22 protein-coding genes and 1 riboswitch are annotated in these 21,252 nt (G+C 65.4%); of the genes, 18 read left to right on the top strand and 4 right to left on the bottom strand.

The features are described 5' to 3' along the window. Positions 1 to 3: 3 nt before the first annotated feature. Positions 4 to 1,266: an ATP-binding protein gene (locus QKD99_RS06115; protein WP_347950978.1), complete on the top strand. Its 1,263-nt coding sequence runs from the start codon at positions 4 to 6 to the stop codon at positions 1,264 to 1,266. Continuing rightward, a complete protein-coding gene (locus QKD99_RS06110; protein ID WP_005327214.1) occupies positions 1,263 to 1,970 on the top strand; it encodes a response regulator transcription factor in 708 nt (235 codons plus the stop codon). The genes QKD99_RS06115 and QKD99_RS06110 overlap by 4 nt, the downstream gene beginning before the upstream one ends. Here the strand turns inward: QKD99_RS06110 and QKD99_RS06105 are convergent. Then, positions 1,967 to 2,893, bottom strand: coding sequence for a hypothetical protein (locus QKD99_RS06105; protein ID WP_347950977.1), 927 nt, complete (start codon positions 2,891 to 2,893; stop codon positions 1,967 to 1,969). The two genes, QKD99_RS06110 and QKD99_RS06105, sit on opposite strands and share 4 nt — an antisense overlap. 33 nt (positions 2,894 to 2,926) lie before the next feature. Between QKD99_RS06105 and QKD99_RS06100 the strand changes: the two genes are divergently transcribed. The 5 genes from QKD99_RS06100 to QKD99_RS06080 all read left to right on the top strand — a co-directional run bounded on the left by QKD99_RS06100 (position 2,927) and on the right by QKD99_RS06080 (position 6,485). Beyond that, on the top strand, positions 2,927 to 3,856 hold the full coding sequence (locus tag QKD99_RS06100) for a Ppx/GppA phosphatase family protein (protein ID WP_284844329.1): 930 nt from the start codon (positions 2,927 to 2,929) through the stop codon (positions 3,854 to 3,856). A 9-nt stretch (positions 3,857 to 3,865) separates the two neighbouring features. Next, positions 3,866 to 4,855 (top strand): tripartite tricarboxylate transporter TctB family protein, encoded by a 990-nt coding sequence (locus QKD99_RS06095; protein ID WP_347950976.1) that lies wholly within the window; start codon positions 3,866 to 3,868, stop codon positions 4,853 to 4,855. 72 nt (positions 4,856 to 4,927) lie between these two features. After that, positions 4,928 to 5,719, top strand: a complete 792-nt coding sequence (proC, locus tag QKD99_RS06090; protein WP_347950975.1) for a pyrroline-5-carboxylate reductase — start codon at positions 4,928 to 4,930, stop codon at positions 5,717 to 5,719. 225 nt (positions 5,720 to 5,944) lie between these two features. Next, the gene (locus QKD99_RS06085) at positions 5,945 to 6,133 is read left to right on the top strand and encodes a helix-turn-helix domain-containing protein (protein ID WP_005276651.1); all 189 of its coding nucleotides are present in this window, start codon (positions 5,945 to 5,947) and stop codon (positions 6,131 to 6,133) included. A gap of 250 nt (positions 6,134 to 6,383) precedes the next feature. Further along, the gene (locus QKD99_RS06080) at positions 6,384 to 6,485 is read left to right on the top strand and encodes an AURKAIP1/COX24 domain-containing protein (RefSeq protein ID WP_003855542.1); all 102 of its coding nucleotides are present in this window, start codon (positions 6,384 to 6,386) and stop codon (positions 6,483 to 6,485) included. Positions 6,486 to 6,570: 85 nt separating this feature from the next. Here QKD99_RS06080 and QKD99_RS06075 read toward each other — a convergent pair whose 3' ends face one another. Further along, positions 6,571 to 7,608, bottom strand: coding sequence for an HAD-IB family hydrolase (locus QKD99_RS06075; protein ID WP_284766078.1), 1,038 nt, complete (start codon positions 7,606 to 7,608; stop codon positions 6,571 to 6,573). A gap of 88 nt (positions 7,609 to 7,696) precedes the next feature. On the opposite strand from QKD99_RS06075, the gene QKD99_RS06070 reads away from it, so the two are divergent. The 9 genes from QKD99_RS06070 (at position 7,697) to QKD99_RS06030 (ending at position 16,843) form a co-directional block, all read left to right on the top strand. Then, positions 7,697 to 7,939, top strand: a complete 243-nt coding sequence (locus tag QKD99_RS06070) for a glutaredoxin family protein (RefSeq protein ID WP_198492452.1) — start codon at positions 7,697 to 7,699, stop codon at positions 7,937 to 7,939. A 73-nt stretch (positions 7,940 to 8,012) separates the two neighbouring features. Continuing rightward, positions 8,013 to 9,347 (top strand): glutamyl-tRNA reductase, encoded by a 1,335-nt coding sequence (locus tag QKD99_RS06065; RefSeq protein WP_347950974.1) that lies wholly within the window; start codon positions 8,013 to 8,015, stop codon positions 9,345 to 9,347. Next, positions 9,348 to 10,235, top strand: a complete 888-nt coding sequence (gene hemC, locus QKD99_RS06060) for a hydroxymethylbilane synthase (RefSeq protein WP_347950973.1) — start codon at positions 9,348 to 9,350, stop codon at positions 10,233 to 10,235. A gap of 208 nt (positions 10,236 to 10,443) precedes the next feature. Continuing rightward, the gene (locus QKD99_RS06055; RefSeq protein WP_347950972.1) at positions 10,444 to 12,120 is read left to right on the top strand and encodes a uroporphyrinogen-III synthase; all 1,677 of its coding nucleotides are present in this window, start codon (positions 10,444 to 10,446) and stop codon (positions 12,118 to 12,120) included. Between the two features lie 28 nt (positions 12,121 to 12,148). After that, positions 12,149 to 13,132 (top strand): porphobilinogen synthase, encoded by a 984-nt coding sequence (gene hemB, locus QKD99_RS06050; protein WP_347950971.1) that lies wholly within the window; start codon positions 12,149 to 12,151, stop codon positions 13,130 to 13,132. A gap of 9 nt (positions 13,133 to 13,141) precedes the next feature. Continuing rightward, on the top strand, positions 13,142 to 13,903 hold the full coding sequence (locus tag QKD99_RS06045) for a hypothetical protein (RefSeq protein ID WP_347950970.1): 762 nt from the start codon (positions 13,142 to 13,144) through the stop codon (positions 13,901 to 13,903). Beyond that, a complete protein-coding gene (locus tag QKD99_RS06040; protein ID WP_297845637.1) occupies positions 13,900 to 14,391 on the top strand; it encodes a tellurium resistance protein TerC in 492 nt (163 codons plus the stop codon). The genes QKD99_RS06045 and QKD99_RS06040 overlap by 4 nt, the downstream gene beginning before the upstream one ends. Before the next feature lie 37 nt (positions 14,392 to 14,428). After that, positions 14,429 to 15,463 (top strand): uroporphyrinogen decarboxylase, encoded by a 1,035-nt coding sequence (hemE, locus tag QKD99_RS06035; protein WP_284768363.1) that lies wholly within the window; start codon positions 14,429 to 14,431, stop codon positions 15,461 to 15,463. Continuing rightward, a complete protein-coding gene (locus QKD99_RS06030) occupies positions 15,464 to 16,843 on the top strand; it encodes a protoporphyrinogen oxidase (RefSeq protein WP_294165843.1) in 1,380 nt (459 codons plus the stop codon). It abuts the gene before it with no gap. A gap of 54 nt (positions 16,844 to 16,897) precedes the next feature. On the opposite strand, the gene QKD99_RS06025 is transcribed toward QKD99_RS06030, so the two are convergent. Further along, a complete protein-coding gene (locus QKD99_RS06025; protein ID WP_347950969.1) occupies positions 16,898 to 17,935 on the bottom strand; it encodes an HNH endonuclease signature motif containing protein in 1,038 nt (345 codons plus the stop codon). Positions 17,936 to 18,051: 116 nt separating this feature from the next. Beyond that, positions 18,052 to 18,900: an NAD(P)-dependent oxidoreductase gene (locus QKD99_RS06020; protein ID WP_347950968.1), complete on the bottom strand. Its 849-nt coding sequence runs from the start codon at positions 18,898 to 18,900 to the stop codon at positions 18,052 to 18,054. 26 nt (positions 18,901 to 18,926) lie between these two features. After that, positions 18,927 to 18,997, top strand: a riboswitch (guanidine-III (ykkC-III) riboswitch). 8 nt (positions 18,998 to 19,005) lie between these two features. Here QKD99_RS06020 and QKD99_RS06015 point away from each other — a divergent pair. Both QKD99_RS06015 and hemL read left to right on the top strand, forming a co-directional pair. After that, positions 19,006 to 19,320: an SMR family transporter gene (locus QKD99_RS06015; RefSeq protein ID WP_005327239.1), complete on the top strand. Its 315-nt coding sequence runs from the start codon at positions 19,006 to 19,008 to the stop codon at positions 19,318 to 19,320. Positions 19,321 to 19,924: 604 nt separating this feature from the next. Then, complete coding sequence (hemL, locus tag QKD99_RS06010; protein ID WP_347950967.1) at positions 19,925 to 21,235, top strand: glutamate-1-semialdehyde 2,1-aminomutase; 1,311 nt, start codon at positions 19,925 to 19,927, stop codon at positions 21,233 to 21,235. The last annotated feature ends 17 nt before the right edge of the window (positions 21,236 to 21,252 follow it).

Raw genomic sequence — 21,252 nt, 5'->3', positions numbered from 1 at the left:
CACGTGGAATTAATTCTTTCCTTTGCCGCCGGCGTGGTGGCCTGCGGGCTGGCGCTACCGGCGATTTCTTGGCTGCGCGGGCGCATTGCGCACTACCGCCAAGCCAGCGATGCCGAGGCCAACCAGGTCACGACGGTCAGCCAGGTACTGCACTTGGCCGTGCAAGGCTCGCCGACGGCCCTGGCGGTGTTGGACCGCAGCCAAGAAATCGTCATGTCTAATTCCGCCGCCCACGAGATGTCCCTGGTGCATGATCGCGCCGTGAACCCGGACGTGTGGCAGACCGCGCAGGAGGTCTTCGAGGATAAGGAGACCCGCACCGTCGACCTGGCCATTCCCAAGCGCCGCACGGGCCACCGCGTCACACAGGTCAAGGCGGTCATTAAGCCGCTGACGCTTAACGACGGCCGCTTTGTCATCATCTACGGCACCGATGAGAGCGAAAACGTCCGCATGGAATCCGCCCGCCGCGACTTCGTGGCAAACGTCTCCCACGAGCTCAAGACGCCCGTCGGCGGCATTGCCCTGCTGGCCGAGGCCTTGCTACAAGACCCCGGTGACCAGGAAACCGTGGAGTACTTTGGCAATAAGGTTTACAAGGAAGCCAACCGCATGGCCGATATGGTCAGCGAGCTTATTTCCTTGTCCAAGCTGCAAGGCGCCGAGGCGCTGCCGGAGATGGAACCGTTGGCCGTCGATGACCTCATCGAGGAAGCGCTCTCGCGCAACCAACTGGCTGCGGAGGCTCGCTCCATCGAGCTTAATCGGGGCGCCTCCGTCGGCGTGCAGGTCAAAGGAGATAGGTCCCTGCTGGTTACCGCACTATCTAACCTCATCTCCAACGCGATTAACTATTCGCCGGAGAAGATGCCGGTATCGGTCTCCCAAAAAGTGGTGGATGGCGGGGTCGTGCTCATCCGCGTCACGGACCGCGGAATCGGTATCGCACCGGATGATCAAAAGCGCGTCTTCGAGCGCTTCTTCCGCGTAGACCAAGCCCGGTCGCGGCAGACCGGAGGCACTGGCCTAGGATTAGCAATTGTTAAACACGTGGTGGCCAACCATGGCGGCAACATCAAACTGTGGTCCCGGCCCGGTACGGGTTCTACATTCACCATCGAATTGCCCATCTACAGGGAAGAAAAGCCAGCGCAGGAAGCTGGCATGAAGGATAATGAGAAAAAGGATGCCGTCGACGCGGCGGCGCCTGGGCTCCCGCGTGCAGTAGCACGCGTTGCAGCACGTCGAAAGGATAAAGCACAATGACCACCATCCTCATCGTTGAAGATGAAGAGTCGCTGGCAGATCCGCTGGCATTTCTCCTCCGCAAGGAGGGCTTCGAGCCGATCATCGCGCACGATGGCCCCACCGCGCTGGAAAAGTTTGCCGCTAACGACATCGATATCGTCCTTCTAGACCTCATGCTGCCCGGCATGTCCGGCACCGAGGTATGCAAGCAGCTGCGCACCACATCGTCCGTGCCGGTCATCATGGTGACCGCGCGCGATTCCGAGATCGACAAGGTCGTCGGCCTCGAGCTGGGCGCCGATGATTACGTGACCAAGCCTTATTCCTCCCGCGAGCTCATCGCGCGCATCCGCGCGGTCCTGCGCCGCGGCCACGATTCCGGCGCCGGTGCCGATACCGAGGCGGAGGAAGAAGTAGCCGAGCAGATCCTCGAGGGCGGCCGCGTCAAGATGGACGTGGAACGCCACACCGTTACCGTTGCGGATGAGCCGGTATCTATGCCTCTTAAAGAGTTCGACCTCCTGGAGTACCTGCTGCGCAACGCCGGCCGCGTGCTCACCCGTGGCCAGCTCATTGACCGCATCTGGGGTGCCGATTATGTTGGCGACACCAAGACGCTCGACGTCCACGTCAAGCGCCTGCGCTCCAAGATCGAGGAGCAGCCCTCCCGCCCGAAGCACCTGGTTACGGTGCGCGGCCTGGGCTATAAATTCGAGCTCTAGCTCTCCGCCTGCTGGCCTCCTGCCTGCAGGCTCCCAGCCTTCACGCTGGCCGGGTGCTGCGTGAGCTGGACGCCGTGCTCGGCCGCCGCGGCGCGTGCCTTGCAGTACGCGGCCAGGATGTCATAGGACTCCCGGCCCATGAGCGCTACCAGCTCGTCCTCGTGCGATTGCCACATCGGTAGCGGGTTGGCGTGGCAGGCGGCATCGGCCGAGCAATACCAATCAAAGTCTTCGCCGCCATTGCCCCAACCGCGGCGGTCATACTCGCCAATCTGGGTGCGCAAAATCTCCTGCCCATCCGGGCGCTCTTCATAATCCTCGTATCGGCGCAGCGGTAGCTGCCAGCATACCTCGGGTTTGACCACGGTGAGCTCCTCGCCGGTATCGACCGCCCACTGGTGCAGCGCGCAGCCCGTACCCGTTGCCCAGCCGGCGCGATTGGCAAAAATGCACGCGCCATCCACAATGGGGGTCTTCAGCGCCGGTTCCGGTTCGCCGTCCTCGCCGTCGAGCTCGTCCCACTCCAGCCATGGCTCCAACTCATCCGTAGCGTCCTGCGCGAGGAACTCATCTACCCCCGCTGGGCGCAGCTGCCAATACTTGGCGGGCATGCGCGAGACGGCGTCGTAAAGCTGGTCGCGGTCTTCCTCATCGGCCATATAGGCGCCATGCACGCAGCAGCCCACGTCGGGCTGGCTCTTATCGATGCCACGGCATGCCGACGTCCCAAATTGGCAGCTGTAGTGCGATTCCACCCATGTCAGGTCGATGGAAAAGACGTGGTGTGGGTCGTTCGGGTTGGTAAATTCGAACCACTCCCGCGGGAAATCGGGGGCCTCTTCGCGGCCTGCTCTTATCGACGCCGCCGCGGGCGAGCTCGCGGGAAAACCTAGGTATACCGTGTCAGATTTTGGGCGATTCACACCTAACCACGGTAGACCTACTACGCTATTAGTGTGCGATTAGGTGTATTAGACGTCGGAAGCAATACCGTCCACCTCGTTGCGGTCGATGCCGCGACGGGCGGGCGGCCCACTCCGATGAGCGATTGGAAGACCCCGCTCCGGCTGGTAGAACAGCTGGACAAGAAGGGTAACATCCATGAAAAGGGTGTAAAGAAGCTGGTCAGCGCCGTAGCGGAGGCGAGCGAGCTGGGCGATAAGCTGGGCTGCGCGGAATTTATCGCCTTTGCTACCTCGGCGGTGCGCTCTGCGCATAATTCGGAGGCCGTGCTCGATGAGGTGGAAAAGCAGACCGGCGTGCGCCTGCAGATCCTCTCCGGCGTGGAAGAAGCCCAACTGACCTTCCTCTCCGCCCGTCGCTGGTACGGCTGGTCCGCCGGCCGCATTACCAACCTGGACATCGGCGGCGGCTCGCTGGAGCTGTCCACCGGTACCGATGAGCACCCCGACCTTGCCTTCTCCCTCGACCTGGGCGCTGGCCGGTTGACCCATAACTGGTTCGACACCGACCCACCGGAGAAAAAGAAGGTAAGCGCGCTGCGCGATTTTATTGATGCGGAGCTGGAAGACGCCGCCCAGCAGATGAAGGCTATGGGCCCCGCTGGCCTTGCCGTGGGTACCTCCAAAACCTTCCGCACGCTGGCGCGCCTGACGGGGTCCGCCCCGTCGTCTGCCGGCCCATACGTCAAGCGCACGTTGACTGCACCGGGTCTGCGCCAGTTGATTTCCTTCATCTCTCGCATGACTGCGGCAGACAGAGCGGACCTAGAAGGTGTAAGTTCTAACCGATCGCACCAAATCGTTGCCGGCGCTCTGGTGGCCGAGGCATCCATGCGAGCCTTGGACATCGAGAAGCTGGAAATCTGCCCATGGGCGCTGCGTGAGGGCGTCATTTTGCGCCGGACCGACAAGGGATTGGAATAGGAAGAGATCATGGCTGACAAGAACAAGTTGACCGTGGCAGAGCTGCTGGCTCGCGATAAAAAGGCCCGCGGCGAGAAGGGCGGCAAGGATGACAAGCGTTCGCGCCGCCACCGCCGCAGCCTCGATGAAGGCGGCATTTCCGTTGCCGAGTTAACCGGCAATCTTAAGAAGGTCGAAGCTTCGCCTGCCGAGGCCAAGCACACCTCCGTCTCTATCGACGAGGACGCTCCTGTCATCCGCGCCCCCAAGGCTGCCGACGCGACCGATGCCGACTCCGCAAAGAAGTCCACCGACAAGCCTGCAGCCAAGGCTGCCGCAAAGCCTGCTGCGTCCGCCCCGTCGGCTGCACAGTCCACCGCAAAGAAGCCTGCCGCTGCCGGCGCGGCACAGGAGGCGGCGAAGAAGAAGCAGCCTTCTGCCGATGACACCGCGGTAATCCAGCGCGTGGATAAGGCGAAGGCGGATGACGCCAAGCCTGCGGCGGCGAAGGCCGCAGCGGAGAAGCCGACCACAGACAAGGCCGGCGCGGACAAGGCCACCGCAGCGAAGCCCGTTGCTGAAAAGCCGAAGGCCGACAAGGGCGCAAACGCGGCCGGAGCGGGAGCTGCGGCAGCTGGCGCTGGAGCGGCCGCTGCGGCGGCGGTGCCGGCGTCGAAGAAAGCGGGCGTCGCTAAGAGTGCAGAGGAAACCGGCAACCTTCCCAAGGTCGAGGACGACGAAGAGTGGATCGAGGAAGAGCACGAGAAGCTCAACCCAGTGTCCATCCTGCTGATGATTGTCGCGGGCATCCTGCTGGCGATTGTCATCTTCAAGGGCTTTGAGATTCTGTGGGATAGCTTCCCGCGCCTGGTCGTCGCCATCCTCGCGCTGTGCGTCACCGCAATTATGGTGGGCGTGACGCACGCCCTGCGCACCGCGCGCGATGGATTCTCCATGTTCCTGGCCGGCTTTACTGGCCTTATCCTGACCTTCGGCCCGCTGCTGTTGGTGATGCTCTAAGCCCCCGCTTGTCGACGCCCCGGTTACCCCACGTGGTAGCCGGGGTTCCGCATTTTTGGCATGGTGGAGACTATGACAAAGATTGCAATTTTAGGCGGCGGACAAATCGGTGAGGCTTTGACCTCGGGACTCGTAGCATCGGGCTTTGCAGGCTCTGATATCACGGTCACCAACCGCACCGAATCCCGTAGTAAAGAACTTCAGGATGCCTATGGCGTCACCACCACCAGCGATAATGCAGCGGCGGTAGACGGAGCGGACTATATCTTCGCGTGCGTGAAGCCCTACGCCATCCTGGACCTGCTCGAAGACCTTGAGCCGGCCAAGGATGCCGTGGTTGTGTCTATGGCCGCGGGCCTGACGCTAGAGCAGCTGCAGGGTGCGGCGGGCGAAGGCGTGCCGGTGGTGCGCGTTATGCCCAATACCCCCATGTTGGTGCGCCGCGGCATGTGCACCTGCGCGGCCGGTGAGCACGTGAGCGAGGCCCAGATGGATGGCGTGCGTGAGCTGCTGGAAGCCGTCGGCGAGGTAGCGGTCATCCCGGAGAAGAATATCGACGCCGCCACCGCACTGGCAGGTTCCTCCCCGGCCTACTTCTTCCTTGTAGCAGAAGCGCTTGTCGACGCCGGCGTACAGCTCGGCCTTCCCCGCGACGTCGCCGAGAAGCTTGCCGCCCAGGCCGCAGCCGGCTCTGGTGAGATGCTGGCTAGCTCCGGCCGCTCGGCCACCCAGCTGCGCGCTGGCGTAACCTCGCCGGGCGGCACCACCGCCGCCGCCGTCCGCGAGCTGGAGGAGTCCGGCTTGCGCGGCGCGTTCTACCGCGCGGCAGAGGCCTGCTCCGATAAGGCCAAGGAGCTCGGCTAGCGCCGCCGTGTGCGACCTCCCCGTGGTGGGGGTGTACCCACCCGGGAGTGTTGGGGCGGGTGTTAAGCAGCGCTTTTAGGGGAAACCCTAATGAATGCTGTGAAAAAATTTGGCACTTGGGTCGCATTAGTCACATGTTTCACGATAGGCTAGGGCAAGCACGTGCGTGAAGTCCTGTGGGAGGGGAAGCCTACAGCGCGTAACGAGCTGAAGGGTTAGATATATATGGCAAATGAAGAAAAGGGAACCTTTCTGACGATCGCGGAGGTCGCCGAGATTATGCGCGTCTCCAAGATGACCGTCTACCGTTTGGTTCATGCAGGCGAGATGCCGGCTGTTCGCGTCGGACGCTCCTTCCGCGTTCACGAGTCTGCCGTCAACGAGTACCTGGAGGCTTCCGTCTACGGAGCCTAGGCTCGCGCCGCACAGACAGCGCCCACCTCTGTTGGCCCTCGTGGCCAGCGGTGGTGGGCGCTGTTGTTTCTCACTGTTGTTGTCGCGGGCCCTTTTTGGTCACGGGCTGGGTGCTGGGTAAGATGGTGTGCATTCGTGTCGGCTCGCTGATGTGGCCCGCGGTCCGTGTGGCCACGGCGGCAAGAGTGCACCTTCGCCGTTTTAGCGCTGACAAGTTTGACAGTACGTACTACACGAAAGTGAGGACTCCATGGGTTCCGTCATTAAGAAGCGCCGCAAGCGCATGTCCAAGAAGAAGCACCGCAAGATGCTGCGCCGCACCCGCGTGCAGCGTCGTAAGCTGGGCAAGTAAACCCAGCCCGCTTCTTGCCCTCCGCCATTGTGCGGAGGGTTTTTGCATGCTTGCCGACGTCCCCCAGCGCCCCCTACCGCCCTTGCTACCGCCGGTAGTAGCGCCAGCCGCCATAGGAAAAGGCGGCGGTGGCCAGCGCCGGCAGGCCATAGGTGCGGATGGCGCGGCGCACGGAGCGATAGTCGCGCACGAGCCAGCCGCGGTCGCCAGCGATATCGCGCAGCTTGCGGTCTGGGTTAATGGCCACGGCGGTGCCGACCATGGACAACATGGGCACGTCGTTGGCGGAATCCGAATACGCAGTGCAGCGCGAGAGGTCGAGGCCTTCGATGGTCGCGAGCGCGGCCACGGCGTGCTTTTTGCCGGGCCCGTGGAGGATATCGCCGACCAGCCGGCCGGTGAACTTGCCGTCCTTGACCTCCGCGACGGTGCCGAGCGCGCCGGTAAACCCGAAGCGCCGGGCGAGCACCTGCGCCAGCTGGACCGGGGTGGCCGTCACCAGCCATACCTGCTGGCCGGCGGCTAGGTGCATCTCTGCCAGCTGGGTGGTGCCGGGGTAGGCGCGGCGGGCCAGAGAGGCGTCCACGATTTCTTCGCATAGTTCCACCAGCTCGTCGACGCTGCGGCCTTTGACAAACTCCAGTGCCTGCGCGCGGCCGACGGCCACGTCCTTGGCATTTTCGCTGCCGGAGACGCGGAACTTGAGCTGCTTCCACGCAATCGGGAGGATTTCAGAAAGCCGGAAGTAGCGCTTGCGCGCCAAGCCGAAGGCGAATTCCACGAGGGAAGAGCCTTGGATGAGGGTGTTGTCGACGTCGAAAAACGCTGCCGCGCCCACATCCACCGGCACGTCCGGGTCCTGGGCGGTGATTCGCTGCGCGCCAGCCGCGTCATAGGAGCCGGTTACCGAGTCCACGCCGGAGGCGAAATCCTCCAACTCCAGCCCAAATTCCTCCAGCGCCGCGGCGGCCGCGGCCTCACCGGCGGTGCGCTGCGATTCCTCGTCCAGTGGGGCGAGCGCTTGGGTCTCCAAGAAATTACGCAGGTTACCGCGCGAGGCGGTCCAATTGGCCAAGAAGTCGCGGGGGGATTCGGGGAACCCTGGGGGAGTGGTAGCGGACACGAGTGAGACAAACAGCTTTCGCAAACGCGGGGTGGACTAACGTGTCCATAGTAATGGTTTCCACCGCCGCCGTCCTTGTGAGGAGAATATGTCCCAGCATCTCGTCGAGCTCATGGTGCGCACCACCTGCGGTTCTTGCGCGCGCGTGAGGGAGCAGATCACCCCCGTCGTCAAGCGGGCAGGCGCGGAGCTTGCCGTGCGTAACGTGGATGAGGACGCGGAGCTGGCCATGGAGTTCGGTGACCGCGTGCCCGTTGTGGTTATCGACGGCGAAGAGTTTGCCTGCTGGGAAGTAGACAACGAGGAGTTAGCGGCCGAGCTAGCCGGTTGATTCGGGATCCGCGACACCGACGGGTAGTCTTTTGGAGGATTAAAATCAATCAAAGGGTTGAGGAGTGTTGTGCATGAGCGTGCTCGTTGTGGGCATGTCCCACCAGTCGGCGCCGGTGGCGCTGCTGGAAAAGCTGAGCATGGATAGTGCGGTCCAGGATTCCGCCTGCGGGCAACTCGTGGCGGCCGAGCCACTTTCAGAGGCCATGATTATCTCCACCTGCAACCGCATGGAGGTCTACACCGTCACCAACTCCTTCCACGCTGGCGTGCAGGAAGTCGTGCGCGTGCTCACCCAGGTTTCGGGCGTGGGCGAGCAGGAGCTGCGCAACTACCTCTATGTGCGTTATGCCGACGCCGCGGCCGAGCACCTCATGTCCGTGACCTCCGGCCTAGATTCCATGGTGGTGGGCGAGCAGCAGATCATCGGCCAGGTGCGCAGCGCCTACCAGTCCGCCTCCGAGCAGGGCACGGTCGGCCCGCGCATCCACGCGCTGGCGCAGGCCGCGCTGCGGGCGGGCAAGCGCGTGCACTCCGAGACCGATATCGACGAGGCCGGCGCCTCCATGGTGTCTTTCGCCTTCGACCAGGCCTTGCAGCGCCTCGACGCCGGGGACCTGACCGGCAAGACTGCGCTGATCCTTGGTGCGGGCGCCATGGCGTCCCTCGCCGCCACCCACGCCGGCCGGCTGGGGGTTAAGGAGCTGGTGTTGGCCAACCGCACCCGCGAGCGCGCCGAGCGCCTGGCCAGCCACGCCGAGGAGGCGGGCGTTGCCACCCGCGTCGTAGACTTTTCCGAGCGCGCCGCCGCGCTTTCCGACGTCGACCTTGCCATTTCCGCCACCGGCGCCGATAACTTCACCATCGAGGCCGCCGACCTCCCCGCCGGCCGCGATCTCATGCTCATCGATCTCTCCCTGCCGCGCGATATCGAAGATGCCGCCGCCGCGTCCGAGGGCGTGGATTTGGTCAATATCGAGCGCCTGAGCAAGTCGCTTTCGGCCGCCGATACCGATGTCGCGGCCGGGACCAGCCCGCACGTGCAGGCCCGCCACATCGTCGACGAAGAGCTGGCGGCCTATACCTCGGCCCAGCGCGTGCGCGACGTCGCCCCGGCCGTAAGCGCCCTGCACCGCCGCGCGGCCGATCTCGTCGAGTGCGAGGCCGCGCGCCTGCAGCACAAGCACCCCGAGCTCGCGGGCAAGCAGCTCGAGGACGTTCAGCGCGCGCTCAAGCGTGTGGCCGATAAACTGCTGCATGAACCGACGGTTAGGGCGAAGAAGCTGGCGGCGTCGGAAAGCAGCGTCAGCAGCGAAAACGCCCTGCAGGAGCTCTTTGGCCTGCAGCTGGAAGGCTCCGGTGTGTCCGTGGCCGTCAATGAACTGCCCACCATGGCAAAGGAGGCCTAAATGTTTCAGATTGGTACCCGCGGCTCCAAGCTCGCCACCACCCAGGCGGGTCATGTGCGCGATTGGCTTATCGACGCCGGCTTTGACTCCCAACTCCACATCGTGACCACCGCCGGCGACGTCAATATGGCGCCCGTCGAGCGCATCGGCGTCGGCGTATTTACCCAGGCGCTGCGTGAGGCGCTCTATGCCGGTGAATGCGATATTGCCGTGCACTCGTTTAAGGACCTGCCCACCGCGCCCGATGATCGCTTCCGCCTCGTCGTGCCGCAGCGTCAGGATTCCCGCGAGGCGCTCGTCGCCCGCGATGGCCTGAGCCTGGAGCAGCTGCCGCAGGGCGCGCGCGTGGGCACCTCCGCCCCGCGCCGCATCTCCCAGCTCGCCGCCCTCCGCCCGGACCTGGAGATTCGCCCGCTGCGCGGCAATATCGATACCCGCATGTCCAAGGTCACCGACGGCGAGCTCGACGCCGTCCTGCTGGCCTACGCCGGCCTGCTGCGCGGCGGCTATGCGGACCGCGCCACCGAAATCTTTGAGCCTTCCGTCTTCATGCCGGCGCCGGCCCAGGGTGCTCTCGCGATCGAGGCCGTGGCCGGTACTGAGGCTGCCGCGGCCCTAGACGCCATTGTCGATGACCGCGCCTCGGCCGCCGCTGCTGGTGAGCGTGCCGTGCTGGCCCGCCTCGAGGCCGGCTGCACCGCGCCGGTGGCCGCCACCTCGCGCTGGGACGGCGACCAGCTCACCGTGCGCGGCGGCGTCTTCGCGCTCGACGGATCCCGCCAGCTCACCGCCACCGCTTCCGGCTCCGCTGCCGAAGCCGCCGATCTTGGCGCGCGCATCTCGGACGAGCTTTTCGCCGGTGGCGCGGCCGAGCTGCTGGGCAAGTAATTTCGCCTTTAGGCGCTAATAATTTAAGGTGTAGATACCACAGATCATTGTTCCGCAATGATCCGGCCCCCTTTAAGGGCATCCCAGGACGCAAGGCCTGGGATTTTGGCCGTTAAGACCGTGTCACCCACCGCCGGCGCGGGGAACCACACCGCATGCGATCATGTCCGTGCGCGGTGCCGCGCGCCCGATTTTAGAAAAGAACTTTATGAGCAATGCCGCGCCAGACACCCAATTGGGCAAGATCGTCTTTGTGGGCGCTGGTCCAGGTAATCCCGACCTGCTGACCGTGCGCGCCCGCGAGGTTCTGGCAAATAGTGCCATCGCCGTGACCGATCCGCAGGTCATGCAGGGCGTGCGCGATGCCGTCGCCGCCGCGCTGCCCGTTCCGCAGGAGCTTCTCGACGCCGCCGAGGCCGAATACGCCCAAATGTGCGCCGATGCCAAAGCCAAGGGCGCACGCCGCAAACCGCCGCGCCCTGCGCCGCCAACGGCCGCGGTGTTGTACGAGCCGGCCGAAGATATCGTGGGCCAGCTGCGCGAGTGCTTGGTCGAGGCCGATGGCGAGGATGTCATCCGCCTGGTCACCGGCAACCCGCTGCACCGCGAGTCCATCAAGGCCGAGATTAACGCCGTGGCGTCTGCCGGCCTGGAATTCCAGGTAGTGCCGGGCATGTCCCTGCCGTCTACCGTGCCGTCCTTTGCCGGCATTGCCCTCGGCTCGACCTATACCGAGGCCGACGTCACCGACGGCGCCGATTGGGACGCGTTGGCCAACGCCACCCAGCCCATCGTCCTGCAGGCCACCAAGGAAGACCTGCTGGTCATCTCCGATGAGCTGCAGCAGCGCGGCATGCCGGCCGAGACCGAGGCATTTGTCACCGTCCACGGCACCACCCGCCTGCAGCGCACCTACGAGACCACGCTGGGCACCATGGGCAAGCTCGACGCGGACCTCACCGGCCCGCTCGTCGTTACTCTCGGCCGCAGCATCGACGACCGCACCAAGTACTCCTGGTGGGAAAACCGCCCGCTTTACGGCTGGCGCGTGCTCGTCCCGCGTACCAAGGAGCAGGCCGGCCCGATGTCCGCGCGTCTGGCCGGCTACGGCGCCATCCCGCAAAACGTGCCCACCATCTCCATCGAGCCGCCGCGCAACCCGGCGCAGATGGACCGCGCCATCAAGGGCATCGTCGAGGGCCGCTATAAGTGGATCGTGTTCACCTCCGTCAACGCCGTGACCGCGGTGTGGGACAAGATCGCCCAGCTCGGCCTCGACGCCCGCGATTTCGCCGGCGTCCACCTCGCGGCCGTGGGCACCAAAACCGCGGCCGCCATTCGCTCCAAGGGCATGGTCCCAGAGCTTTTGCCGCACAAGAAGAAGCAGAACGCCGAGGGCCTGCTCGATGTCTTCCCCAACTTCGTAGAAGACATCGACGCCGTCGGCCGCGTCCTGCTCCCGCGCGCCGATATCGCGGCCGACACCCTGGTTGACGGACTCAAGGCCCTCGACTGGGAGGTCGACGACGTCGTGGCCTACCGCACCGTCCGCGCCGCCCCGCCTTCGGCCGAGATCCGCGACATGATCAAGACCGGCGGCTTCGACGCCGTCGCCTTCACCTCCGGGTCCACCGTGCGCAATCTGGTGGGCATTGCGGGCAAACCGCACCAGCGGACGATCATTGCGTGTATCGGGCCGTCGGCAAGAGCGGCCGCGGAAGAGATGGGCCTGCGCGTCGATGTCGTGCCCGAAGTCGCCGATGTGCCCGCGCTTGTCGACGCCCTCGCAGACCACGTCGCCGCCCTCCGCGCCGCCGGAAACCTGCCCGCGCCGCGCAAGAAACGCCGCTCGCGCAAGAAGGCTACTAAGGTCGACAAGGCATAAGTTTTAGTCTCGCTCTAAGGAGTACCCAATGAGCACCTTCCCAGCCCGCCGCCCACGCCGCCTGCGCACCACCCCGCAGATGCGCAACCTCGTGGCCGAAACCGAGGTCCGCCCCTCGGACCTGATTCTGCCCATGTTCATCGTGGACGGCCTCGACGCACCGCGCGAGATTCCCTCCATGCCGGGCGTCTACCAGCACACCTTCGATTCCCTGCGCCGCGCGGCCGAAGAGGCGTTGGAGGCCGGCGTGGGGTGTATCGACCTTTTCGGCGTGCCGCTCGATGAGGACAAGGACGATACCGGCTCCGTCGCCTGGGACCCGCAGGGCATTTTGAACCGCGGTATTTCCTGCCTGCACGAGGAATTCGGCGATGACCTCATCGTTATGGCCGATACCTGCCTCGACGAGTTCACCTCCCACGGCCACTGCGGCGTATTAGATGACAAAGGCCGCGTGCTTAACGACGAATCCGTCAAGCTCTACCAAGACATGGCCCGCTCCCAAGCCCGCGCCGGCGCGCAGATCGTCTCCCCGTCGGGCATGATGGACGGCCAGGTTGCCGCCATCCGCGCCGATCTCGACGAGGCCGGCCACGAGGACGTGGCCATCATGGCCTATTCCGCCAAGTACGCCTCCGCCTTCTTCGGCCCGTTCCGCGATGCCGTCAGCTCCTCCCTCGAAGGCGATCGCCGCACCTACCAGCAGGATCCGCGCAACTTCCGCGAGTCCCTTCTCGAGGCCGAGCTCGACATCGAAGAGGGCGCGGACTTCGTTATGGTCAAGCCCGGCCTGCCCTACCTGGACGTGCTCTCGGCCGTGGCGGAGACTTCTCCCGTGCCGGTCGCGGTCTACCAGGTCTCCGGCGAGTACGCGATGGTCAAGGCCGCGGCCGCCAACGGGTGGATCGACGGCGAAGCCATCATGCTCGAGTCGCTGACCGCATTCAAGCGCGCCGGCGCCGGCCAGATTCTGACCTACTTCGCTACCGAAGCCGCCCGCCTGCTCAAGTAAAGGACCCCTGTGACTGCTACGCCCCCGTCGCCCGCCCCTGCTCCGCGCCCGCCACACACGCAACGCCCGCCGCGGCAGCAGCAGCGGCCGGAGTCCGTGACGTACATGCTGTGGCTGTGGCTGGGCGCGCTATGCGGCGAGGCCGTGCACCAGGTGCTCAACGTGGTGCTCACGCTGCTCAACCACGACGTACTCATGTCGCAGGCCAAGGAGATGGCGAAGTCCGCACCGGCCGGCGTGGATGAAGCTCAGCTTTCCGACGCCTTCCTCCGCACCGCCGCCTACGGCTCCGTCGCTCTTTCGGCGGCCATTTCGCTTGCGATTATTGTGCTGCTGGCCTTTCTGTTGCGGTCCCTTGCTGACCGCAGCAAGCGGGCCGGTACTTCGCGCCGCGTGTGGTTTGCCTTCTCGCTGTACTTCGGATTCCGCATCCTGCTGGCCTTCATGGTCACCCCGGCCGGCGCGGACGTGCCCGATTGGCTCTTTGCCGCCGATGGCATGGTGCAGATCCTCGTCGGCGTCGCGGCGGTGCTCGGCCTGATTTTCTCCGTGCGGGCCGAGACCTTGGACTACACCGGCGAACTCGAGCAGATGCGCGAGCTGGAAAAAGAACTCGAGCAAGCGCAGCGCGAGAAGAAGCGCGCCGAAGAAGAGCGCAAGCGCTCCAAGGATGACCAGCGCGGCAAGCATGACGGCGGCAAGCGCGAACGCCCCGACCGCACCAACCGTGCCGACGGTGCCAGCCGCACTGACCGGGAGAACAAGCGATGAATAATACCGAGCGGCCCGGGCCCCGGGACTATAACCGGGCGGCCCGAAACACCTCCGCCAAGGAGAACCTCGATGCGTGGCCGCGACAGCTGCGCTGGGCCTATTGGGTGCTCGTCGTCAGCGCCGTGATCATGCTGGTGAGCGGCATGGTGGGCATCTTCGGCTCGGGAGGGCCACAGGTGGAGCCACAGAATGCGCAGGTCGCGGAGTACCTCCATTCCAATCGCCTATTTGTCGCGGTGACCAATGCCGTCGGCGCCATCCTGCTTGCGCTCTTCGCGGCGCAGCTGGCCAGCGGGTCCAAGTGGGCGCGCCGCATCATCACCGCGGTCATCGCGTTCGCGCTGTTTACCAATATCGCCGCCCTCGCGCTCGGCATCGGCGGGCTCGGGCTGCTGATTATCCCCATCACCTTGATCGTCGCCCTCGCGCTGCTTTTCCAGCCGCAGTCCAACCGCTTCATCAAGGACCGCAGCTTGCGTGGCTAATTAGCCCTCACTCCAACTTTTGATTCATAATTGGGGCATGTCTCGACTCAATCGTGCCCCGCTTATCGAAGCCGCCCTCGGCCGCACCCCCTCCCGACCCCCAGTCTGGTTCATGCGCCAGGCCGGCCGCTCGCTGCCGGAGTACCGCGCCGCCCGCGAGGGGATTAGCATGCTCGATTCCTGCTTCATGCCGGAGCTGCTAGCCGAGATTACACTGCAGCCGGTGCGCCGCCACGACGTCGACGCCGCCATTTTATTCTCCGATATCGTCGTCCCGCTCAAGGCGGCGGGCGTCAAGGTCGATATCGTGCCCGGTCGTGGGCCGGTGATGGAGCAGGCGGTGCGGAGTAGGGAGGACGTCGGCAAGCTGCCGCTGCTGGAGACTGACGTCCCCGAAGTTACCGAAGGTATCGCCCGCATCCTGGCCGAGCTCACCGAAACCCAAGCGCTCATCGGCTTCGTTGGCGCGCCGTTCACGCTGGCCAGCTACCTTGTTGAGGGCGGGCCATCCAAGAACCACGAGCGCACCAAGGCCCTCATGCACGCAGAGCCGGAGACCTGGCACCTGCTCATGCGCCGCTTGGTGCCGACCATCACCCGCTTCCTGCAGGTGCAGGTCGACGCCGGCATTGACGCCATGCAGCTCTTTGATTCCTGGGCCGGCTACCTCAACGAGCGCGACTACCGCGAGTTCGTGCTGCCGTACTCCCGGGAAATCCTGGCCGGCGTGGATATCCCGCGCATCCACTTCGGCGTCGGCACCGGTGAGCTATTGCCGGCCATGTCGGAGGCGGGGTCGGAAGTTATGGGCGTCGATTATCGCGTGCCGATGGACGCCGCGGCCGAGCGCGTGAGCGCCCGCGTGTTGCAGGGCAACCTCGACCCGGCCATGCTTTTTGCCGGCGACGACGCCGTGCGCCAAGCCGTGCGCACCATCCGCGGCGAGGTCGATCGGGCCCGCGAGCGCGGCGATATCGACGGCCATATCTGGAACCTCGGCCATGGGGTCTTGCCAACTACCGACGCGGAGGCCATCACCCGCGCCGTATCCATCATTCACGAGGAGGGCTAAATGCGTATTGCGATTATTGGTGCCGGTCTGGCGGGCTTGACGGCCGCCTACGAGCTGCGCGACCACGACGTTGAGGTTTTCGAGGCCGCCGGCCGCATCGGCGGCAAGCTGTACTCCGTGCCGTTTAATGACGGCCCCACCGACATGGGCGCCGAGGCCTTCCTCGCCCGCCGCCACGATGCCGTGGAATTCATCGAATCCCTCGGCCTAGGCGGGAGCTTGGTTGAGCCCTCCGGCCTGCATTCGCTGGTGTACTCCGGCGAGCTTAAGCCGCTACCGCGCGGCGGGATGATGGGCATTCCTTCGCACTCGGAGCCGGTCGCTCACTTGGTCTCGGCCGAGACTGCGCGCCGCATCGATAACGAGGAGCCTTTCGAGTGGACGGCAGGCAGCGACGTCTCCGTCGGCCGCTTGGTGCGCCAGCAGTTTGGCGACGACCTCGTCGACCACGTTATCTCCGCCCTCCTCGGCGGCGTGTACTCTTGCTCGGCCGATGACCTGGGGTTACGCGCGACCATCCCAGCGCTGGCCGAGACCCTCGACGCGCTGTCCGAGCGCGGCCCAGTCACCCTCTCGGCCGCGGTCCGCTCGCTGGAAGAAGCCCGCGCGGCCAAGCCGAGCAACGGCGGCCCCGTCTTTCAGACCTTCCGCGGCGGCTACGCAGAACTCTACGAGGCGCTGGCCGATAAATCCCGTGCCAAGATCTACCTCGATACCTTCATCTCCGGCATCACTCGAGAAGGCGAGAAATTCCGCCTAGCCGGCGCACCCGGAGATACCGCTCCCTTTGACCGCGTACTGGTGGCCACCCCGGCACCGACCGCAGCGCGCCTGCTGCCCAAGGTGTCCCCGCGGGCGGCGGAGCGGTTGAAGAGCGTGAAGCTAGCGGCGTCGGCAGTCGTGGGCCTGAAGTTCGAGTCTGACACGGACCCGGCCGGCAACGCATTGCCGCAGAACTCTGGCATCCTCGTGGCCACTGACCAAGACGACGTGCACGCCAAGGCCTTCACGCTGTCCTCGCGCAAGTGGCCGCACTTGGCCGAGCGCGGTGGTGCTTTGGTGCGCGCCTCTTTCGGCCGATTTGGCGACGACGCCATCGTCCGCGCCGAGGAAGACGACCTGGTGGACTATGCTCTCGACGACCTTCAGCGGCTCACCGGCTTCGACGGCCGCGCCGCGGGCGTTGCCGAGATTTTCACCCAACGTTGGTTCGGCGGTTTGCCGCGCTTTGATGCTGGCCACCTGGAAACCGTGGCCGGTGCGCGCGGTGCCCTCGCGGCGACGCCGGGCATCGATGCCACCGGCGCTTGGGCCGGCGGGGTTGGCGTACCTAATGTCATCGCGGATGCCCGCGCTGCTGCGGCTCGTATCGCTCGCTAGCTGCGGGCATGCCAATGCGGCAGCAGGGCATCCTGCTGCCTGACGGTTTAGGGGCTAGAGGGACGATGGCGGTGCTGGCGCGGTGTCAGCCCAGGGCGGCTGCCACACCACGCGGCCTCGGCGTCGCACGAGGCGCCCGCGCACCGGTGGGGCATTCGGGTCATCGTCGTTGACGCCGTTGTGGTACGGGCAACAAGTGGCGAGGTTTGCCATATTGGTATCGCCGCCGTGCCGCCACGCCCGCAAGTGGTGCACCTGGCATTTATCGGCCGGATAGTTGCATTCGGCCCACGGGCATACCGGATTTTCCGCGGCTGCCATGAGACGCTGCTTTTCGCTGGCCATGCGCTCCGTGCGGTAGAGGTTGACCGCGCCCTCGAAGGGGTGAACGAGGGTGATAAGGCCGCGCTCTGCCAGCGTGCGCGAGACGAGTTCCGCGCCAGTGAGGCGGGCACCGTTGGTGAGCTGGATGGTGATTTCCTCGCCGTCGCCATCGATGATGCGGTCAAGCTCGTCGAGCGTGATGATCGCGTTGGTCGTAATGGTCGGGCGGGCAGCCGGTGAGGCGCCGGAAGGGGAGAAGAGCTCCGCTACGGAGTCGAGGGGAGCATCCTCATCCAGACTGGATTCTAAGTCCGCGATGAGCGAAGAGGGCCCGGTAATCGCGAGGGTCCACGGTGCGTCCTTGCGGCGGCGGATGCGCACGCCGGGGCGCGGCGGGGCTGGGGGATTGAGCTCGCGCAGCTTTTTGCGCGCCAGCTTTTCCATCTCATCGGTATCGGCGGCGGTGCGGCACAGCTCCACGCGCAGGCGCCAGGCATCGCGCTTGGTCTTGGCGCGGGATGCGTAGCGCTCGATTACCTCCAGCGTGGGCAGCGGGTGGGCGCGGTCGCGGGCTGCGGTAACCGCCTGGCGCTGCAAGCGGGTAAAGGAGGTGGGGGCAAAGAGGGCGTCGGCAAGCGTGAGCAAAGTGCGGGCCGTTTTATTGGGCGCACCGGCAGCGCGCAGCTGGTCTTCAGACATACCGGCGCACCCGGCAACGATGTCGATGCCGGGCGCCAGGGCCGCGAGATAGGTCTGAAGAGCTGTCATGCCCCGCAGCCTAAGCTACGGCGCGCAACCTGTGCGAGGGCGAGCGCGCGAACCTGTGGATAACTAGGGCCCACAGGGCGAATTTCGGCCCGCATGCCCGGCAGGCCTGTGGATAACTAGCCCTTATTGCGGAAGACGAAGATGGAGGAGAAGTCCTGATCACCGTGGCCCATGGCCTGCATTTCCTCGAAGCGGCCGATGGCGGCGGTCAGGGCGGGCAGTGGCTTGGTGGAGGTCATCTCCATGAGCTTGGCGTCCTTGGCCAGGGCGTCGACGGTGAAATCGCCCGGGTCGGTATTGCGCTCGCCGGTGATAAACGGCGCCTTCATATTGGCGATGAAGGACAGGCCGGTGATATCGAGCATCTGCAGCACCACCTCGGAGTCTAGGCCCTCGGACTCGCCGAGCTGCAGGGCTTCGAGCAGGCCCTCGGCGGTGACGGCGAGCGCGAGGTTTGCCAGCAGCTTTCCGATGGCCGCCGTGGCCGCCGTCTCCACTCCGATGAGCTTGTCTTCGCCTGCCCAGGACTCGGCGAGGGACATGGCTTGCTCACGGCGGGCGTCGTTAGGCGTGCCCACATAGACGCCGAGCTTGCCCTCGCGGGCCGGGCCAAGCGTGCCGACGACCGGGGCGTGGACGTAGGTTTCCACGGCGGCGGCGAACTCGCGGGCATCGTTGGGCGAGACGGTGGTGGTGTCAATCCACGTCACGCCGGCGGGGATGAGCTGCGGCTCGACGACGACCTCGCGGACATCGTCGGGCCCGAAGAGAGAGGTAATAATGACCTCAGCGTTCGCTACGGCCTCGGTAGGCGAGGCGGCAAGCTCGGCGCCTTCCTCCGCCAGCGGTTGGGCGCGCTCGGCGGTGCGGTTCCAGACGGTCAATTCGATGCCGTCTTGCTCGTTGAGCAGGCGGCGGGCTAGTTCGGTTCCCATGCGGCCAGTTCCAAGAAATGCAATCTTCATGGTTTCCTAGTGTGCCATCATTGGGTGCAGGTTCGCCGCGACTTGCGCGAGCCCCGGACGAGGGAGCCGTACCCGGAAACGCGACAAGACGGCCAGGAAGCAGTTATGGCGTGGTTTATCTTGATTTTCTCCGGCGCATTCGAGGCCGTGTGGGCGGCGGCGCTGGATAAGTCCGCAGGTTTTACGCGCCTGTGGCCCTCGCTTATTTTCCTCGTGGCCTGCGCGATTTCCATGGGCGGGCTGGCGTGGGCGATGCGCAGCATCCCGGTGGGCACGGCCTATGCGGTGTGGGCGGGCGTTGGCGCGTCGGTGGCGGTTATCTATTCTTTCGCCGCCGGACACGAGGCCGCCACGGTGTGGAAGGTGCTATTCCTCGCCATGATCATCGGCGGCATCGTGGGGCTGAAAGCGGTGAGTTAGAGGCCCGGAATCCGCGGCGCAGGCGGCAGCGGCGGCGCAGGTGGTGGGGCGGGCGCGGGCATAGCGGGCACTGCCGGCACATCAGGCACCGCGTCCTCGATGCGCCCGCGCACCTCGTGCGGCGGAATATTCAGGTTCGGCAGGCCGCTTTTGTCCCGCGCAGGTGGGCGTGGGGCCGGCACCGCAGGTTGCGGACGCGGTGCGGGTGCGGGCGCTGGTGCGGGCCGCTGCTGAGGCGCGGCAGTCGGGCCGGGGTGCGAACCAGACTCAGGCGCCAGCGCCGCGGTCGATGGCGAAGGCCGCTCGGCCGGCGGTGAGGGAGGGGCCGGCTTGTCCTCCCGAGGAAGGTCGCGCGGGGCGAGTGGGCGGGGAGGGGGCTGCCAGGAGGGGGCGTCGGCAAGCGGGGTAGCACCCACCGAGGTAGGCAGCGGCCGCTCGGGCCTGGGCTGAGCGCAACCGGCGAGGCAGAAAGCGGCCAGGATGGCGAAAATGAGAGTGCGCTGCATTGAAAATCCCCCCGAATTGAAAAGTGCAACGCCCCGAAGTTTAGCGGCTGACTGTGAATCGCGCACTCCAACTTTTGTATAGCGCGCGAATCGCTAGAATGTCAGACATGCCTAATACTTCCCAGTCGCAACAGTGGTTTGAGCGTTCCTCCAAGGTGATTCCGGGCGGGGTGAACTCGCCGGTGCGCGCGTTTGGCTCCGTGGGCGGCCAGGCCCGCGTGATTGAGCGCGGTGCGGGCTCGCGCCTGTGGGATGCCGACGGCAACGAGTACGTTGACCTGGTCAGCTCCTATGGCCCGATGATTCACGGCAATGCGCACCCAGAGATTGTGGAGGCCGTGCAGCAGGCCGCTGCGGGCGGCTTGAGCTTCGGCTCGCCCACCGAGGGCGAGGCCTTGCTGGCGGAGGCCATTGTGTCGCGCACCGCGGCCGATAAGGTGCGCATGGTCAACTCCGGCACCGAGGCCACCATGTCTGCGGTGCGCCTGGCCCGCGGCTACACCGGCCGCGCCAAGGTGCTGAAGTTCGAGGGTTGCTACCACGGCCATGTGGATGCGCTGTTGGCCTCGGCCGGCTCCGGTGTGGCGACCTTTGCGCTGCCGGATTCCCCGGGCGTTACGGGCGCGACGGCGGCCGATACCATCGTCGTTCCTTATAACGATATCGAGGCCGTGCGCGAGGCATTTGCGCAGCACCCGGGCGAGATTGCCTGCATTATCGCGGAGGCTTCGGCCGGCAACATGGGCACCGTGGCACCAGAAGAGGGTTTCAATGCCGCGCTTGCCGACGTCGCCCATAGCGACGGCGCCCTCCTCATCCTCGACGAGGTCATGACCGGCTTCCGCACCTCCTATAAGGGCTGGTACGGCGTCGACGGCGTGGCGGCGGACCTGGTGACCTTTGGCAAGGTCGTCTCCGGTGGCCTGCCGGCCGCTGCTTTCGGCGGCCGCGCCGAGGTCATGGACTACCTCGCCCCGGACGGTCCGGTCTACCAGGCCGGTACGCTGTCCGGTAACCCGGTGGCCATGGCCTCCGGCCTGAAGTCTTTGGAGTTGGCCGATGAATCGCTCTACGAGCGCCTACAGGCCAACGCGGACCGCCTGACCGGCATGATTTCTTCTGCACTGTCGGCCGAGGGCGTAGCGCACCACATCCAGCGGGCGTCTTCGATGTTCTCCATCCGCTTTGCCGAGGGCGAGGGCCGCAACTTTGCCGATATGCAGGCGGCCGAGACCTTCCGCTTCACCCCGTTCTTCCACGCCCTGCTGGATAACGGCATCTACGTCGCGCCGAGCCCGTTCGAGACCTGGTTTGTCTCGGATGCTCTTACCGACGCCGACTTTGAACTCATCGAAGCCGCCCTCAAGCCCGCCGCCCAGGCAGCGGCCGCCGCGCGTCCCGCACATTAAGTCCCGCACACCAAGGA

Source organism: Corynebacterium sp. c3Ub_189, from assembly GCF_039907195.1.
Classification (GTDB): domain Bacteria; phylum Actinomycetota; class Actinomycetes; order Mycobacteriales; family Mycobacteriaceae; genus Corynebacterium.
Note: the sequence above shows the minus strand (reverse complement) of the source record. Positions and strands in the feature narration are given on the sequence as shown.

Coding starts and splice junctions, on each gene's coding strand:
- QKD99_RS06040 (WP_297845637.1), top strand. CDS start 13,900: ATGAATAATACCGAGCGGCCCGGGCCCCGGGACTATAACCGGGCGGCC.
- QKD99_RS06080 (WP_003855542.1), top strand. CDS start 6,384: ATGGGTTCCGTCATTAAGAAGCGCCGCAAGCGCATGTCCAAGAAGAAG.
- QKD99_RS06015 (WP_005327239.1), top strand. CDS start 19,006: ATGGCGTGGTTTATCTTGATTTTCTCCGGCGCATTCGAGGCCGTGTGG.
- QKD99_RS06055 (WP_347950972.1), top strand. CDS start 10,444: ATGAGCAATGCCGCGCCAGACACCCAATTGGGCAAGATCGTCTTTGTG.
- QKD99_RS06085 (WP_005276651.1), top strand. CDS start 5,945: ATGGCAAATGAAGAAAAGGGAACCTTTCTGACGATCGCGGAGGTCGCC.
- proC (WP_347950975.1), top strand. CDS start 4,928: ATGACAAAGATTGCAATTTTAGGCGGCGGACAAATCGGTGAGGCTTTG.
- QKD99_RS06110 (WP_005327214.1), top strand. CDS start 1,263: ATGACCACCATCCTCATCGTTGAAGATGAAGAGTCGCTGGCAGATCCG.
- hemB (WP_347950971.1), top strand. CDS start 12,149: ATGAGCACCTTCCCAGCCCGCCGCCCACGCCGCCTGCGCACCACCCCG.
- QKD99_RS06095 (WP_347950976.1), top strand. CDS start 3,866: ATGGCTGACAAGAACAAGTTGACCGTGGCAGAGCTGCTGGCTCGCGAT.
- QKD99_RS06030 (WP_294165843.1), top strand. CDS start 15,464: ATGCGTATTGCGATTATTGGTGCCGGTCTGGCGGGCTTGACGGCCGCC.
- QKD99_RS06065 (WP_347950974.1), top strand. CDS start 8,013: ATGAGCGTGCTCGTTGTGGGCATGTCCCACCAGTCGGCGCCGGTGGCG.
- hemL (WP_347950967.1), top strand. CDS start 19,925: ATGTCAGACATGCCTAATACTTCCCAGTCGCAACAGTGGTTTGAGCGT.
- QKD99_RS06070 (WP_198492452.1), top strand. CDS start 7,697: ATGTCCCAGCATCTCGTCGAGCTCATGGTGCGCACCACCTGCGGTTCT.
- hemC (WP_347950973.1), top strand. CDS start 9,348: ATGTTTCAGATTGGTACCCGCGGCTCCAAGCTCGCCACCACCCAGGCG.
- QKD99_RS06020 (WP_347950968.1), bottom strand. CDS start 18,900: ATGAAGATTGCATTTCTTGGAACTGGCCGCATGGGAACCGAACTAGCC.
- QKD99_RS06025 (WP_347950969.1), bottom strand. CDS start 17,935: ATGACAGCTCTTCAGACCTATCTCGCGGCCCTGGCGCCCGGCATCGAC.
- hemE (WP_284768363.1), top strand. CDS start 14,429: ATGTCTCGACTCAATCGTGCCCCGCTTATCGAAGCCGCCCTCGGCCGC.